This is a genomic window from Micromonospora sp. C31 (genome assembly GCF_018070575.1).
GTDB lineage: Bacteria > Actinomycetota > Actinomycetes > Mycobacteriales > Micromonosporaceae > Micromonospora.
In genome coordinates, this window is record NZ_JAGPXN010000004.1 from 196124 (window position 1) to 211579 (window position 15456).

14 protein-coding genes are annotated in these 15456 nt (G+C 73.5%); 9 read left to right on the forward strand and 5 right to left on the reverse strand.

The window, feature by feature from the left end; genetic code table 11:
* Positions 1-57: 57 nt before the first annotated feature.
* Both KBX06_RS08485 and KBX06_RS08490 read right to left on the reverse strand, forming a co-directional pair.
* On the reverse strand, positions 58-675 hold the full coding sequence (locus KBX06_RS08485) for a TetR/AcrR family transcriptional regulator (protein WP_210833687.1): 618 nt from the start codon (positions 673-675) through the stop codon (positions 58-60).
* Positions 672-1724, reverse strand: a complete 1053-nt coding sequence (locus KBX06_RS08490) for an alpha/beta fold hydrolase (protein WP_210833688.1) — start codon at positions 1722-1724, stop codon at positions 672-674. Before KBX06_RS08490 ends, KBX06_RS08485 begins: the two co-directional genes overlap by 4 nt.
* Positions 1725-2122: 398 nt before the next feature.
* On the opposite strand from KBX06_RS08490, the gene KBX06_RS08495 reads away from it, so the two are divergent.
* From KBX06_RS08495 to KBX06_RS08510, 4 genes are all read left to right on the forward strand, one after another.
* On the forward strand, positions 2123-3106 hold the full coding sequence (locus KBX06_RS08495) for a serine protease (protein WP_247685484.1): 984 nt from the start codon (positions 2123-2125) through the stop codon (positions 3104-3106).
* A 366-nt stretch (positions 3107-3472) separates the two neighbouring features.
* The gene (locus KBX06_RS08500) at positions 3473-4426 is read left to right on the forward strand and encodes an SRPBCC family protein (RefSeq protein ID WP_307854515.1); all 954 of its coding nucleotides are present in this window, start codon (positions 3473-3475) and stop codon (positions 4424-4426) included.
* A gap of 26 nt (positions 4427-4452) precedes the next feature.
* Positions 4453-5625: a zinc-dependent alcohol dehydrogenase gene (locus KBX06_RS08505; RefSeq protein WP_210833689.1), complete on the forward strand. Its 1173-nt coding sequence runs from the start codon at positions 4453-4455 to the stop codon at positions 5623-5625.
* 170 nt (positions 5626-5795) lie between these two features.
* Positions 5796-6500 (forward strand): GNAT family N-acetyltransferase, encoded by a 705-nt coding sequence (locus KBX06_RS08510; RefSeq protein ID WP_210833690.1) that lies wholly within the window; start codon positions 5796-5798, stop codon positions 6498-6500.
* A gap of 103 nt (positions 6501-6603) precedes the next feature.
* On the opposite strand, the gene KBX06_RS08515 is transcribed toward KBX06_RS08510, so the two are convergent.
* Positions 6604-8082 carry a glutamate--cysteine ligase gene (locus tag KBX06_RS08515; protein ID WP_210833691.1) on the reverse strand — a complete coding sequence of 493 codons (1479 nt, stop codon included), beginning with the start codon at positions 8080-8082 and terminating at the stop codon, positions 6604-6606.
* Between the two features lie 183 nt (positions 8083-8265).
* Here KBX06_RS08515 and KBX06_RS08520 point away from each other — a divergent pair, with 183 nt between their 5' ends.
* Complete coding sequence (locus KBX06_RS08520; protein WP_210833692.1) at positions 8266-8604, forward strand: DUF3817 domain-containing protein; 339 nt, start codon at positions 8266-8268, stop codon at positions 8602-8604.
* A gap of 46 nt (positions 8605-8650) precedes the next feature.
* Here the strand turns inward: KBX06_RS08520 and KBX06_RS08525 are convergent, their stop codons facing one another.
* Positions 8651-9199, reverse strand: a complete 549-nt coding sequence (locus KBX06_RS08525; RefSeq protein ID WP_210833693.1) for a hypothetical protein — start codon at positions 9197-9199, stop codon at positions 8651-8653.
* A 142-nt stretch (positions 9200-9341) separates the two neighbouring features.
* On the opposite strand from KBX06_RS08525, the gene KBX06_RS08530 reads away from it, so the two are divergent.
* From KBX06_RS08530 to KBX06_RS08540, 3 genes are read left to right on the forward strand one after another with little or no spacing between them, the layout of a single operon-like run.
* Complete coding sequence (locus KBX06_RS08530) at positions 9342-10466, forward strand: Vms1/Ankzf1 family peptidyl-tRNA hydrolase (RefSeq protein ID WP_210833694.1); 1125 nt, start codon at positions 9342-9344, stop codon at positions 10464-10466.
* Positions 10459-12219 carry a thiamine pyrophosphate-binding protein gene (locus KBX06_RS08535; RefSeq protein ID WP_210833695.1) on the forward strand — a complete coding sequence of 587 codons (1761 nt, stop codon included), beginning with the start codon at positions 10459-10461 and terminating at the stop codon, positions 12217-12219. Before KBX06_RS08530 ends, KBX06_RS08535 begins: the two co-directional genes overlap by 8 nt.
* Before the next feature lie 51 nt (positions 12220-12270).
* A complete protein-coding gene (locus KBX06_RS08540; protein WP_210833696.1) occupies positions 12271-13356 on the forward strand; it encodes an iron-containing redox enzyme family protein in 1086 nt (361 codons plus the stop codon).
* A 58-nt stretch (positions 13357-13414) separates the two neighbouring features.
* Here the strand turns inward: KBX06_RS08540 and KBX06_RS08545 are convergent, their stop codons facing one another.
* Positions 13415-13645 (reverse strand): CDGSH iron-sulfur domain-containing protein, encoded by a 231-nt coding sequence (locus tag KBX06_RS08545; RefSeq protein ID WP_210833697.1) that lies wholly within the window; start codon positions 13643-13645, stop codon positions 13415-13417.
* 222 nt (positions 13646-13867) lie between these two features.
* Between KBX06_RS08545 and KBX06_RS08550 the strand changes: the two genes are divergently transcribed.
* Positions 13868-15280 (forward strand): hypothetical protein, encoded by a 1413-nt coding sequence (locus KBX06_RS08550; protein ID WP_210833764.1) that lies wholly within the window; start codon positions 13868-13870, stop codon positions 15278-15280.
* Positions 15281-15456 lie beyond the last annotated feature (176 nt).

The following is a 15456-nucleotide window of genomic DNA, read 5'->3' on the forward strand; positions in this document are numbered from 1 at the left end:
GGTGCGCGGCAGGGGTGGGTGTCGTCGACCGGCCGGGGCCGGACTCCCGGCGATGCGTCACGCCGGCGGTAGTGCCGTGCGGTGCAGCATGTCGACGACGACGTCCGCGGCGGCGCGCAGGTCGTAGCAGCGGTCGGTGAGGGACTCCGCGACCACCGCGTCGATCGCGCCGCCGAGCACGATCGCGGTGGTGCGCGCGTCGAGTGTGGCCCGGTACGCCCCGGCCGCCTTGGCGGCTTCCACCAGGTCGGCGAGGGGTCGCCAGCGTTCGGGCGAGCCGGGCCGGTCGGCGATGCCGGTGTCGTGGTCGTCGTCGAGCGCCTCGACGATGACCCGCACGTGGTCGGGGTGCGCGCCCATGTATCCGATGAGCCCGCGCACGTAGGCGTCCACCTGGCCGGCCGGCGTCGCCGCCTGCGCGATCAGCGCCCCGACGTGCTCGGTCAGCCCGGTGATCACCGTGTCGTAGGCGGCGCGGATCACCGCCCGCTTGCTGGCGTAGTGGTAGATGACCGCCGCCTTGGTGATGCCGGCCGCCTCGGCGATGCGTTGCAGCGAGCAGCCCGCGTAGCCGTGCGCGGCGATCAACTGGATGGTCACCTCGACCAGTTGGGCGCGGCGGGCCTGCTCGGTGAAGGTGAGCTGCCGGGCCCTGGCCGGGCGGCCGGTGGTCACGGCGTCGCCGCCAGGAACGCCCCCACGTCCGCGGCGATCCGCTCGGGCTGCTCGCCGTTGACGGCGTGGCTGGCGCCCTCGTAGAAGCGGACGGTGGCCTGGGTGAGCGTCGCCTCGGCCGTGCGTCGGGCCTGCCGGGCGTCGTGCATGACCGACGCCTCGGCGATGATCACCAGCGCCGGCAGGTCGAGGCCGCGTAGCTGCGCGTCGGTGAACCGGGTGGGGGCGGGCAGGTCGAGCGAATAGTGCCGCATGCCCGACTCGATCATTTCGGCGACCGGCTCGTCCTCGACCGGCGCGCCACCGGCCGTCCAGCTGTTGAAGCTGTCCCGCCACGACTTCGGCGTCCACGGCACGGACGCGGGGATGGACCGCACGATCGTCTCGAACGGCAGGTCGGCGAATGTCACCACCGGGTCGATGAGCACCACACCGGCGATCTTCCCAGGCTGGCGGATCGCCACGTTCGCCGCGGTCCAACCGCCGATGGAGTACCCCACGAGGTGGACCCGCGGCTCCGGCAGCCGCAGCAGCACCTGGTGGAACCACGCCGCCTGGTCCGCGTGATCCTCGATCGGGCGGGCCTGCACGCTCATGCCCGGCTCGCCGAGCAGGTCCATCGTGTACACCGAACGCAGCCGCAGCAGCTCGTCGAGGTTGTCGGCCCAGAGCGGCGAGGCCGCGGCCCGGCCCGGAACGAGCACGAGCGGGGCCCGCCCGGGGTTCGCGCCGTCGAACCGGTAGAGCCGCACCACGCCGTACGTGGTCCGCACGTCCAACGTGGCGGCGGGCGGTGGCAGCTCGGCCATCGCCCGATCGTAGGCGGCGGCGAACCGGTCCCGGCCCTCGGCCGAGGTGAAGTACCCGACGGGGGTGGTGTCGCGCAGCGCCAACCAGCCGACGAGGACCAGCAGCACGGCGATCGTGGCCACCTTCAGCCAGCCGCGGGGGTGGCGCCACCACCGCGGCCGCCGGGGGCCGGCGGCGGACTGCGCGATGTCGTTCGGCGTGGTCGGCGGTTCGGGGGCGGCGGTGCCTGTCTCGGTCATCGTGCTGCTCCTTCCGACCGTTCGCGTCGGATCGACGACGGCGATCGGTGGCTGACCGCCTGGTATGAACACTAACCGCATGGTTAGTAGATGTCGAGCCGACGCGTCCCCGTGAGCGCAATTCCCAGCCGTCGACAACTGCGATCGCTCTCAAGCTGACGATTCGGATTCGCGGCGATGGGAATTGCGAGGTCAATATCGGGGCTTCTGTTCGGGCTGCACGTGCCTTGCTTGTCGCCGGCCGCGGGCCCATTCCGGTCGCCAATGAGTCAGTGTCGCCTACCTGCCATGCGAATCCCATTGCGATTGGAGCACTTCAATCGCTACGTTTCGCTGGTCAGAATTGGAGTACCCGAAAAAGGGGGCAACTGTTGAGATCAACCCTACGCTGGTCCGCAATGGCCGGCATGGCGCTCGCGCTGGTGCTGACCGGTTCGGCGGTCGCTCAGGCGAAGCCGCCCACGAGCGACAGGAACGGCAACACCACCACCGTCGCCCGCACCAGTGACGGTCGGGCGATCACCAACCAGGCGGTCGCCAGTGAGGTCACCGCGTTCTGGACGCCGGAGCGGATGGCGAACGCCGTCGACCTGGACATCGTCAAGTCCGCGAACGCCACCGAGTCGCTGAACCGTGCGCCGAAGCCCGACGGGCCGGCGGGCTCGGTCGCGCCGGTGCGGCCGAGCGTCGCCAGCGGCGCCGACGTCGGCATCCAGCTCAACGAGTCGGCGACCGTCGGCAAGGTCTACTTCACCACCCCCAACGGCGGCACCGCCTCGTGCTCGGCGAGCGCGGTGGCCAGCGGCAAGGCGCGACTGGTCATGACCGCGGGGCACTGCGTGCACCAGGGCGCCGGCGGGCAGTGGTACAGCAACTGGCAGTTCGTGCCGCGCTACCGCAACGGCGCGCGGCCGTTCGGCACGTTCGTGGCCTACCAGCTCGCGGCCCGCACCGCGTGGATCAACAGCAGCAGCTACGACGAGGACATGGCCATCGCCATCATGCACAACGGCGGTAACTGGGGCCTGAAGGTCGTGCAGACGGTCGGCGGCCACGGGATGCGCTGGAACTGGGGCTACAACATCTCCCTGATGACGGCCCTCGGCTATCCGTCCAACCTCGGCGGCGGCGAGAGCCAGTACTTCTGCCAGAGCGGCACCTGGCACGCCGGCAGCCAGCAGATCCGGATGTGGTGCAACATGACCTACGGCTCCAGCGGCGGGCCCTGGTTGCAGGAGTACAACGACCAGAACGGCCTCGGATTCATCAACAGCGTCGTGAGCCACGGCGACAACCCGGGCAACGGCCAGTTCGACGGCCCGTATTTCGACAATGACGTCAAGAGCCTCTACGACTTTGCCGAAGGCCTCTCTCCGGCCTGACCGTACGTGATCGGCAGAGCCCCGGCCGCGGCCGGGGCTCTGCGCGTCGTGCTCCGTTCTGTGTCCGCATTCCTCGGCGGGCTCGAATTCGCTCAGGAAAGCCCTCGAAGGGACCCACGCGACACGCCACCGAAAAAACGCCATGCTCGGTCGGTCGGCCGGCGAACTGGTCGGACCCTGGACCGGACTACCGCCGCCGCCCCGGGCCGGTCCCGCCCGGTCGGCCGCCCGACCCGCGATGGTCCGGGGGGTCTGTCGGGATTCGGGGTTCGTGGGACGTTTCTCGGGCATAGCGTCAGGCATGGCGGCTTCCCGCCGCCGGGCCCTCCCGGGGGGCGGGTCAGGACGATCTGACGGTGGTGCGACGTGGACGAGACCGATCCGATGATGCTGGACCAGCGGAAACGACGTGACCGGGGCACCGGGCTGCCCCGGGTGCTGGGCGTGGTCAGCCTCGCCCTCGGCTCGGGCGGGCTGCTGGCCCCGCGTACGGTGGCCCGGCTGACCGGGGTGGACGACTCACCCGCCGCGCGCGCGGTCATTGCGGCGGTGGGAGCCCGCGAGCTGGTCCACGCGGCCGGCCTGCTCGCCGGCCGCCGGCCGGCCGGCTGGACGTGGACCCGGGTGGCCGGCGACGCCGTCGACCTCACCCTGCTCGGCCGGACCTGGGCGGACCGGTGCGGCGAGCGGCGCCGGCGGGTCGCCCTGACCACCGCCGCCATCGCCGGCATCGCCGCCGTGGACCTGATCGCCGCCGTGCGCGCCGGGCGGGCCCGGGCCGCGCTACGGCGGGTGATCGACATGGAGGTCGCGGTCACCGTCAACCGTTCCCCGGCCGAGGCGTACCGGTTCTGGCGGGACCTGGAGAACCTGCCCCGGTTCATGTCCCACCTGGACGCGGTACGCACCGACGACCTGCGCCGGTCGCACTGGATCGCGCGGGGCCCGGCCGGCCGCCGGATCGAGTGGGACGCGGAGATCGTCGACGACCAGCTGAACCGGTCGCTCGCCTGGCGCTCGCTGCCCGGCACCCGGGTGCCCAACGCCGGCCGGGTCCGCTTCGTGCCCGCCCCCGGCGACCGCGGCACCGAGGTCCGGGTGCGGCTGCGCTACGCCCCGCCGGCCGGCGCGCTCGGTCGGGCGGTGGCGAAGCTCTTCGGCGAGGAGCCCGAGCAGCAGGTCCGCGACGACCTGCGCCGGTTCAAGCAGGTGGTGGAGACCGGCGAGGTGGTCCGCTCCGAGGGCAGCCCGGACGGCATCTCCCTACGCCAGCAGGTCATGCAACGCCCCGCCCAGCCGTTGCCCGTCGCCCGCCGCTGACCGCCCGCGACCCGAGAGGACGAACGATGAAGGCCACCGTCTGGATGGGCAAGGACAGCGTCAAGGTCGTCAAGGTGCCCGACCCGACCATCATGAACGCCCGCGACGCGATCGTGCGGGTCACCTCGACCGCGATCTGCGGCTCCGACCTGCACCTCTACCACGGCTACATCCCGGCCATGCGCAAGGGCGACATCCTCGGCCACGAGTTCATGGGGGAGGTGGTGGAGGTCGGCCCGCAGGTGCGCAACCTGCGCCCCGGCGACCGGGTGGTGGTGCCCTTCCCCATCGCCTGCGGCCACTGTTCCTCCTGCCAGCGCGGCCTCTACTCGGTCTGCGAGAACTCCAACCCCAACGCCGGGACGGCCGAGAAGATCATGGGGCACTCGCCGGCCGGGATCTTCGGCTACTCCCACCTGCTCGGCGGCTACGCCGGCGGTCAGGCCGAGTACGCCCGGGTGCCGTTCGCCGACGTGGGCCCGGTCAAGGTGCCCGACGAGGTGCCCGACGACCAGGCGGTGATGCTCGCCGACGTCCTTCCCACCGGCTTCATGGGCGCGGAGATGTGCGACATCAAGCCGGGCGACGTGATCGCCGTGTGGGGTGCCGGCCCGGTGGGGCTGCTCGCCGCCGCCAGCGCCCGGATGCTGGGCGCGGCGCGGGTCATCGTCATCGATCGGTATCCGTACCGGCTGCGGCTGGCCGAGGAGCACGTCGGCGCGGAGACCGTCAACTACGAGGACACCGACGTGCTCGACGCGCTGAACGCGATGACCGCCGGCCGGGGGCCCGACGCCTGCATCGACGCCGTCGGCCTGGAGGGGCACCACGGCAACGCCGCCGTGTACGCGTACGACCGGGCCAAGCAGGCCGCCCGGGTCGAGACGGAACGGCCGTTCGCGCTGCGCCAGGCGATCCTCGCCTGCCGCAGCGGCGGCGTCGTCTCGGTGATCGGGGCGTACGGGGGCTTCGTCGACAAGTTCCCGATGGGCGCGTTCATGAACCGATCGTTGATCATGCGTACGGGTCAGTGCCACGTCCAGCGCTACACCCGTCCGCTGCTCAACCGGATCCAGCGCGGGGACATCGACCCCAGCTTCATCATCAGCCACCGGATGGCGCTCAAGGACGCCGCCAAGGGCTACAAGATCTTCCAGAAGAAGCAGGACGAGTGCACCAAGGTCGTCCTCAAGGTCTGAGTCGAGGGTGGCAGGTCCCGGTAGGGGGAACGCAGGGAGCGCGGGCGACGTCGTCCGCGCTGTCCGGGCTGCCGTCGACCCGGTGACCAGTGGGCGGGAATGCCGCGCTTGTTGCCAATAGCTGGCAATAAGCTGGAGGATGGGCCGCCGCCGCCGTGAAGGGACCAGCCATGCCGGACGCGCTCACCCGTACCGCCGTGGACGGCTCGCCGCACACCGTGTCGGAGCTGATGACGGCCTGGGGGCGCGGCTGGGCCGTCTCCCGGGGCACGCCCGCCCCGGTCGCGATCCCCGGGGGCTTCCGCGTCGACGTGGGCCTGCCGGGCCATCGCGTACGCCACGTGCTGCACACCTACGACGCCGACACGCTCGGGCGCCTCGGCCGGGCGTCGACCGCTCCGGGCACCTGGATCAAGATCAGCGGGGCCCGTGCCGGCCTGCGCGCCGCCCTGCCCGAGGCCTGGACGCTGGACAGCGCCGGACACCTGATGAGCGCACCGTTGACGCCGGGCGCGGTCGAGCCGCCGGCACCGTACGCGACGCGGGTCGTCGCCGAGGGCGGGGTCGTCGTCGCGACCGTCCTCGACGCGGCCGGGCGCGGGGTGGCCTCCGGGCGGCTGGCCGGCGCCGGGGAGTTCGGCGTCGTCGACCAGGTCGAGACGGAGCCCGCCCACCGGCGGCGCGGGCTGGGCGTCGTCGTCATGCGCGCGCTCTGCGACTACGCGGCGAGGCGCGGAGCGCGCACCGGGATTCTCGTCGCCACCGACGACGGACGTGCCCTGTACCGCGCGCTCGGGTGGACCGTGCGCTCGGAGGTGTCGGGCGCCTACCTCGGGGAGGGACCGGACCACGGGGAGGGACCGGGCCCGCTCTGACGCTCGCCCGCGCGGGCGACGTCGGGAGCGACCGTCAGGCACCGGGGCGCCGGCAGGCACCGGGGGCGCCGGGCGGCACCGGCCCGGCGGGCGGCCACTCCGGTCAGGGGATGGGCCACTCGTGGACCGGTCGGTTGCTGTGCATCAGCGTCACGTAGTGCCGCACCACCTCGCGCAGCGCCGCCGGCCGGTCGAGGTGGTCGGCGGACTCCAACCGGTGCAGGGTCTCCACCTGCCAGCTCGCGCCGTTGCGCCCGGTCAGGCACCGTTGCTCGATGATGCCGAGCAGCCGGTCCCGCTCGGCCGGATCCAGGCCCCACCGGTCCAGCCCGTGGTGGGCCAGCGGCAGCAGCCGGCGCAGCACCAGCTCGGTGACCGGGAGGTAGCCGAGGCCGGGCCAGAAGACCTGGGCGTCGATGCCGTGCCGGGCGCAGGCGGTGAAGTTCTCCTCGGCCGCGCTGAACGACATCTGCGACCACAGCGGCCGGTCGGCCTCGGCGAGCGCCCGGACGAGGCCGAAGTAGAAGGCACCGTTGGCCACGGTGTCGAGCACCGTCGGACCGGCCGGCAGCACCCGGTTCTCCACCCGCAGGTGCGGCCGGCCCTTCAACACGTCGTACACCGGACGGTTCCAGCGGTAGACGGTGCCGTTGTGCAGCCGCAGCTCGGCGAGCCTCGGCACGTCGCCCCGGGCCAGGGCCTCGGCCGGGTCCTCCGCGTCGCAGACCGGCAGCAACGCGGGGAAGTAGCGCACGTTCTCCTCGAACAGGTCGAACACGGTGGTGATCCAGCGCTCGCCGAACCACACCCGGGGGCGTACGCCCTGGGCCTTGATCTCCTCCGGCCGGGTGTCGGTCGCCTGCTGGAACAGCGGGATGCGGGTCTCCCGCCACAGCTCCCGGCCGAAGAGCAGGGGCGAGTTCGCGCCCAGGGCCACCTGGATGCCGGCGACCACCTGGGCGGCGTTCCAGTAGTCGGCGAACTGGGCCGGGCTGACCTGGAGGTGGAACTGGGTGCTCGTGCAGGCCGCCTCCGGGGTGATGGTGTCGGCGGTGACCGCGAGCCGTTCCACGCCGTTGATCGCGATCCGCAGATCCTCGCCGCGGGCGGCGAAGATCTGCTCGTTGAGCAGCGCGTAGCGCGGGTTGGCCGACAGCGTCTCGGCGGTCAGGTGCTCCGGGCGCAGCGTCGGCAGGATGCCGATCATCACCATGTGGGCGCCGACGTCGCGCGCCTTCGTCTCGGCGGCGTTGAGGCTGCCCCGCACGCTCTCCTCGAACTCGCGGGTGCCGGTGCCGGCCAGCCGGCGCGGCGCCACGTTGATCTCGACGTTGAACTGGCCCAGCTCCGTCTGGAAGCTCGGGTCGGCGACGGCGGCCAGCACGTCGGCGTTGCGCATGGTCGGCATCGAGTCGTCGTCGACCAGGTTCAGCTCGATCTCCAGCCCGGTCATCGGCCGCTCGACGTCGAACCGGGACTCCCGGAGCATCTCGGCGAAGACGTCCAGGCACCGCCGCACCTTCTCGCGATAGCGGGCCCGGTCCTCGCGACTGAAGGTCCGTACGCCGACGTCCTCGCCCATGGTCACCGCCCTGTCACCGTTGGTCCCCCTAACCTCGCACGCGCGGGGCGGGCCGGGGAAGAGCCGAAGATTCCTGTACGTACCCACGCGGGGCCCGCGTGATCCCTGTCGCCTCCGCCCGTCGTGCGGCCGGTGCGGCCGGCGACACGGTTAGCATGTGCGGCAACCGGTGGGGGAGTGACGATGCGCGAGAAGATCACCAGACTCTTCGTGGCGGCGGCGATCGCCGAGGCATGCTCCTGGCTGGCCCTGCTCGTCGGGATGGCCGTCAAGTACGGCCCCCCGGGCAACGAGATCGGCGTGCAGATCTTCGGCCCGATCCACGGCGCGCTCTTCGTCGCGTACGGTCTGCTGGTGCTCGCGATGGCCCGGCTGCACCGCTGGCGGGCATGGCCCACCCTCGTGGCCCTGGCCTGCGCCGTGCCACCGTTCGCCACTCTGGTCTTCGAGCGCTGGGCCGCCCGGCGCGGCATGCTGCGCACCGCCGGCGAGGCGGGCCGACCGCTGACTTCCGTCGGCTGACCCGCCGGCTCCCGGCGAGGCGCGCGGGCCGGGAATTCCCGGGCCGTCAGGTCAGCGCGGACCAGGCCACCAGTGCGCCGACCAGCAGCGCGCCCAGCACCGCCTGGAGCAGCAGCGGCGGCCCGAGGTGCGACCACAGGGTGGCGGTACGCGGGGTGAGCAGCTGGCCCGTCGTGAGGTTGACGATCCGCTCGATCTTCGGCGGCAGGTCCGGGTCGCCCTGCCGGCGCAGTGTCAACTGCACGTGGTCGGCCGGGTGCAGGGCACTCTGCGGCAGGTGCCCGTGCAGCTCGACCTCGCAGAGCCGCCCGGCGGCGTCACGCAGCCGCACCGGGGTGACCAGGTATTCCGGGCCCTTCTTCAGGTCCTTGAACCGACGGCGGGCCGAGCCGGAGCCGGCGGAGAGCAGGGACCGCGCCAGCGCCATCAGCAGGCCGGCGATCCCGGCCGCCGCGAGCACCGCGACCAGCACCGGCTGACCGATGCGCACCTCGCGCGGGTAGCCGTCCATCAACCGGACGATCCGCCCGGTGACGATCCGGCCGGTCGGGTGGACGATCCGCCGGATGTGCAGGTCGCTGTCCATTTCCACCACCCATAGTCCGGTTGCGTTCACTCATGGTATCGGTCAATCGGGTTGAACGACATGAATGAACTTCGGTCACGCGCTCGCGGCGGTCAGGTGACAACCGGGGCGGCGCGGGTAAGCGGGGGGCCGAGCTGGAAAGGGGTCGAGCATGCAGCTGTCCTTCCTGCGCCCGCTCTACGACCGGCCGGGGCCGTGGGTCTCGGTGTACCTGGACGCCTCCGCCAACACCGAGGACGCCCGTCCCGCGCTCGATCTGCGCTGGCGGGCCCTGCGACAACAACTTCAGCAGCAGCGCGCCGACGTGGACACCATCGACGCCGTCGAACGCGTCGTCCGGGAGCACGACCCGATGCCGGGCAGCTACGGCCTGGCGGTCTTCGGCGCCCGGGGCCGGGTGGTGCTGTCGGAGTACCTCGCCGCCCCGCCGCTGCGGGACCTCGGCGCGTACACCCCGTTGCCGCACGTGATGCCCATGCTGGCGCAGCGCGGCGAGCAGGTGGCCTGGGTGCGGGTGCTGGCCGACCGGACCGGCGCCGACGCCCTGGCGATCAGCGCCGGCGGCGTGCCGCGCCGTGCCCACGTGACCGGCCGGGAGGACTTCCAGCTGCGTCGGGTGCAGCCCGGCGGCTGGTCGCAGTCGCACCACCAGAAGGCCGCGATGGAGGCCTGGCACCACAACGCGGGCGACATCACCGCCGCCACCGTGCAGCTGGCCGAGAAGGTCGGCGCGGAGGTGGTGGTGGTCGCCGGCGACGTACGCGCCACCGGCATGATCGCCGCCCAGCTGCCGGAACGCTGGCAGGACCTGATGGTGCGCACCGACGCCGGATCCCGGGGCGGCGGCGCCGACCAGAGCCTGCTGGACGACCTCACCGTGCAGACCATCGCCGAGGTGGCCGACCAGCGGATCTCCACCGTGCTCAACCGCTTCGGCATGCAGGAGGAGGTCGGCGCCGGGCTGGACGCCGTGGTGTCCGCCCTGCAACGCAACCAGGTCGAGACGATGCTCATCGTCGACGACCCGTCCGCGACCGGGGAGCTCTGGATCGGGCCGGACCCGACCGAGATCGCCACCGACCCGGGGCAGCTCACCGCCATGTCGGTGCGCGACCCGGAGAAGGTCCGCGCCGACGCCGCGCTGGTGCGCGCGCTCGTCGGCACCGACGCCGAGCTGACCGTGCTGGGCCCCGACGAGGCACCCGAGCTGACCGACGGCGTCGGGGCGGTGCTGCGCTACGTCGACGCCGGCACGCCGGGTCGTGGCGATGGCTGAGCGTACGGTGGCCGACCTGGTGGTCGAGCGACTGCGCGCCTGGCGGGTGCCGCGCGTCTTCGGCTACCCCGGGCAGGCCATCGCCCCGGTGGTCGAGGCGTTGGACGCCTCGGGCGGGGACCCGGCGTTCGTGCCGGCCCGGCACGAGGAGACCGCCTCCTACCTGGCCACCGGGCACGCCAAGTTCACCGGCGGCATCGGGGTCTGCCTGGCAACCCAGGGCCCGGGCGCCGTCCACCTGCTCAACGGCCTCTACGACGCCAAGCTGGACAGCAGACCCGTGGTGGCCATCGTCGGCGAGGACGTCTCGGGTCCGCTCGGCGGCGTCCAGCAGGAGATCGGGTTGAGCCGGCTGTTCGCCGACGCGTGCAACCAGTTCGTCCGGTACGGCCGCATCCCGGAAGGGGTGCCGGGCCTCTTCGACCAGGCGTTCCGCATCGCCGCGGCCACCCGCAGCCCGGTCTGCGTGGTGCTGCCGCGCCAGTTGCAGGAGGCCAGCGTGCCCGACCTTCAGGCGCACGCGGCCGGGGTGATCTCGGCGACGCCGGGCGAGCCGCTGGCCCGGGTCATGCCGAACGAGGTCGACCTGGACGCCGCCGCGCAGCTGTTCGCGAACGGCCAGCGGACCGCGATCCTGGTCGGGCAGGGTGGGCGGGGCGCGGCCGACGAGATCGTCGCCCTCGCCGACCGGCTCGGCGCCGGGGTGGCCGTCTCGTTGCTCGGCAAGCCGGTGCTCGACGAGCGGCTGCCCTTCCACGCGGGTGTGCTCGGCGAGGTCGGCACCCCGGCCGCCGTCGAGCTGATGGGCGGTTGCGACACGATGCTGCTGGTCGGCACGAACAATCCGTGGACGGACTACTACCCGGTGCCGGGGCAGGCCCGCACGGTGCAGATCGACATCGACGGCCGCCGCATCGGCACCCGCTACCCGGTGGACGTGCCGCTCGTGGGCGACGCCAGGGAGACCTTGCGGGCGCTGCTGGCCCGGGTCTCCGACCGGCCCAACGCCCGATGGCGGCAGACCGTCGAGGGCTCGGTCGAGCGGTGGCGGGCGGAGCGGGCCGGCCGCGCCGCCGCGCCCGCCGAGCCGGTGAACCCGCAGCTCGTGCTGCACGAACTCGCCACCCGGATCCCGCGCCGCGGTGCGGTGGCGGTGGACGTCGGATCGGTCAGCTACTGGTACGCCCGGCACGTGGAACTGCCCCCGGGCGTCAACGCGCAGCTCTGCGGCACGCTCGGTGCGACGGGCTGTGCCCTGCCGTACGCCGTGGCGGCCAAGCTCGCCGCCCCGGACCAGCCGGTGATCGCCCTGCTCGGTGACGACGCGATGCAGCTCAACGGGCTGACCGAGCTGATCACCGTGGCGCACCACTGGCAGAGCTGGCGCGATCCCCGCCTGGTGGTGCTGGTGCTCAACGACCGGGACCACGCCGGCACGGGCGGCGGCCGTACGCCCACCGAAGCGACGCACCGCCTGCCCGACGTGCCGTACGCCGGCTGGGCGCGGCTGCTCGGCCTGCACGGGGTTCGGGTCGACCGGCCGGAGCTGGTGGGGGCGGCCTGGGACGAGGCGTTGGCCGCCGACCGGCCCTGCGTGCTGGAGGCCGTGGTCGACCCCGCGGTGCGGCTGGAGCCGCCCGAGCCCGCGTTCGCGGACCTCAGCCAGGTGTTCGCCGAGGGCGTCGCCGCCCGGCGGGTGCGCGACCGGATGCTCGCCGTCGCGGTGGCCGAGGAGGTCGACGACCTCGTTTAACGGCACGACGGACGGGCACTGAGGACGGGCAGTTCGACGCTGGAGGTCACCTTGTCAGAGTCCCCGGACCGCCGGTACGGTTCCGCGCCCCTGCCGCAGCCCCGTGGACCGGTCTCGGCGGCGCTGCTGGACGCGCTGCGGGAGGCCCCGCACGACCTTCCGGCGGGGCTCGGCGACGGGCTCGACCCGGCCGATCCGCTCACCGACGAGGACCTCCAACTCACGCTCTTCTGCTGTTACGAGCTGCACTACCGCAGCTGGCAGGGCGTCGACGAGGGCTGGGAGTGGCAGCCGTCCCTGCTCGCGCTGCGCGCGTACGCCGAACGCCACTTCGAGGCGGCGGTGCGGGCGCTGGTGGGGCCGCTGCCGGCGGCGCTGCCCGGCGGGGTGCCGGCGGCCCTGGCCGAGGTGGTCGCCGCCGACGACGGGCCGTCGCTCGCCGGATACCTGCAACGCCGGGCGTCGCTGACCCAGTTCCGCGAGTTCGTCACCCACCGCTCGATCTACCACCTGCGCGAGGCCGACCCGCACAGCTGGGCCCTGCCGCGCCTCGGCGGGCCGGCGAAGGCCGCGCTGGTCGAGATCCAGATGGACGAGTACGGCAACGGGCGGCTGGACCGGATGCACGCCGAGCTGTTCCGGGTCACCCTGGGCCGGCTGGGGCTCGACACCGGCTACGCCGCCCACCTGGACGCCGTGCCGGCGGTCACCCTCGCCACCAACAACCTCATGTCGCTGTTCGGGTTGCACCGGCGGCTGCGCGGGGCGCTGCTGGGGCACCTCGCCGCGTACGAGATGACCTCCTCGCTGCCGAACCGCCGGTACGGCAACGGGCTGCGCCGCCTGGGCCTGGACGAGGCGGCCACCCGCTTCTACGACGAGCACGTCGAGGCCGACGCGGTGCACGAGCAGATCGCCGCGCACGACATGTGCGGGGGGCTGGTCCGGGTGGAGCCGGGGCTCGCCCCCGACGTGCTGTTCGGCGCCGCCGCCGCGCTGGCGGTGGACCGGCGCTTCGCCACGCACCTGCTGGACGCCTGGACCGTCGGCCGCACCTCCCTGCGCACCGGCGCCCCGATCCGCATCGACCTGCGGGAGCGCCCCCGGACCGGTGACGTCCCCGCCGCCGCGGCCTGACCCGCCCACCACAACGGAGTGAGCGCGCGGGCGCGGGGGAGCGCGGAAGGGGCGCCAATCAGGGGTTGTCGCTGGTGCTGCCGGCGCGGAAGCCGACGGCCTTGTGCGTACCGTCGCAGAAGGGCTTGAGCGCCGACTTGCCGCAGCGGCACAGCGCCACCGTGCCCCGTCTCGCGTCGATGGTCTCGCCGTCGGGGGTGACCAGGGCGAAATCGCCCCGGACCAGCAGCGGCCCGTCCTGGTAGGGCGTGATGGTGGCCGCCGCGGGGGCGCCGTCGTCGGTGCGCATGGGCGCAGATGTGCCCCTTGCCGTGCCACTGAAACCCTGGTCACCGGCGTGCCGTGGCGGCGGTGACCGGCACCATGGCCCTCCTTCGGCGCACCCGCGCCGGCCCGCCCGGGATCTTCTGATTGCTCCCGCCCGGTGGGGGATGCCCTGTTTGAACCCCATCGGGACGGGAAGCCGGGCCGCGTGGTGAGCGAACGAGGCAAGGTGGGGCCGGTGCACAAGGTGCGCGAGGGGCTCACGGCCGACGGTGCCGGGCTGGCGGGCGACCGGGTCGTGGCCGCGGGCAGCGCGGCGCGGGTGCTGGTGGCCGCCACCGCGCGGGCGCTGCGCGGGGCCGACTGCGCCGACCTCGGACACCCGGGACACCCGGGGCCGCTGTCGAGGTTCACGGGCGCGCCCGAGCCGGTGCGCCGGGCGGCGGTCGTCCGGGCCGCCGGCCGGGTGGCGCTCACGCCCGGCCAGACGGCCGAGGTCGACGCGGGCCGGATCGCCCGCTGGTTCGCCGACCAGTACCCGCGCCGGCGCTACCCGGGCGCCCTGATCGGCTCCCCGCACGGCGCGACCGCGCACCTGGCCATGGCCCTCGGCGTGCCCTGGCTGCCGGCCGGGTTCGAGATGAGCGTGCACTGGGCGCAGGGCGCCGTCGACCGGCCGCAGGCCGCCCTGGACCACGGGGCCGCGCTCACCGCCCGCATCCTCGGCGGCAACGCCGACCTGCACGTACGCCAGGTGCACTGTCCCGCGAGCCGGGGCGCGCTGGCCGGCGTCACGGTGTCCCTGGCGGCCCGGTGGCGGTCCCTGCCGGCCGCGTACGCGCGGTGGCTGGCCGACCGGCTGGAACCCGGCGCCCCGGTGCTGCTGCTGGGCGACGCCCGCACCTGGCCGGTGTTCGACTCCGCTCCGGGCCACAGCTTCCAGGTCGGCTGCCCGGGCAGCGGCCTCGACCCGGTCGACTTCCACCCGGACAGCCACGCCCTGCGCCAGGTGCTCCGCTCGGCCGGCGGGGACGGCGCGCACTGGCAGCCGCCGGAGGTCACCTCGCCGCCCGAGCCGGCGGAACACGGCGTGGACTCCGGTTTCGAGGCCGCCGTCCGGGAGTGGACCGGCCGGCACCGGCATCCGCTGCACCGGGTCCTCGTGTCGCGCCCGGAGGCGCTCAGCGCCGCGACCGCCGACCTGTACCGGCGGTGGCTGCGCGCGGCCGGCAAGACCGGTGACCGGCTGGTGGTGGAGTGCGGCCGGCTGCTCGACCCGTGGCAGGTGGTGCGGGCCGGGATGGTGCCGTACTGGTGCGAGAACGCCACCCGACGCAGCGTGGAGGGGGTGGAGTGGTGGCTCGCCGGGAGCGAGCCGTTCAGCTCGGTGGACGTGCTGCCCGAACCGCCCGGCCTGCGGTCGCCGGCGGTGGCCGGGCTGCCGCAGTGGCTGGCCGTCGCCGGCTTCGGCCGCCGAAGGCGGGCGCTGGACCGCACCTCGGCACGCGGCTACCCGGTCACCTCGGTGCCCACCCGTCGGGCCACGGAGGTGCTGCGGGCACAGCCGTACGACCTGCCGACGCCGCCGCCGATGACCGTCGCCGATGCCCTCGTGGCGCTGCGCGACGGCGGCGCCGGCCAGGGCTTGCTGGTCTGTTGAGCCGGCCCCTTCGAAACATCCTCGCGAACCCCGGGTCCCGTGATTGAGTACCTACGGAGCGGGAACACCGCTGGCTGCGACGGCCTGATCACGCCGTCCGGCGTGGCGTCGTCGCCCGCTGACATCCCAGTCATGTGACCCACTTTTCCGGCCCGGGCGTGGTGCGACCACGCGCG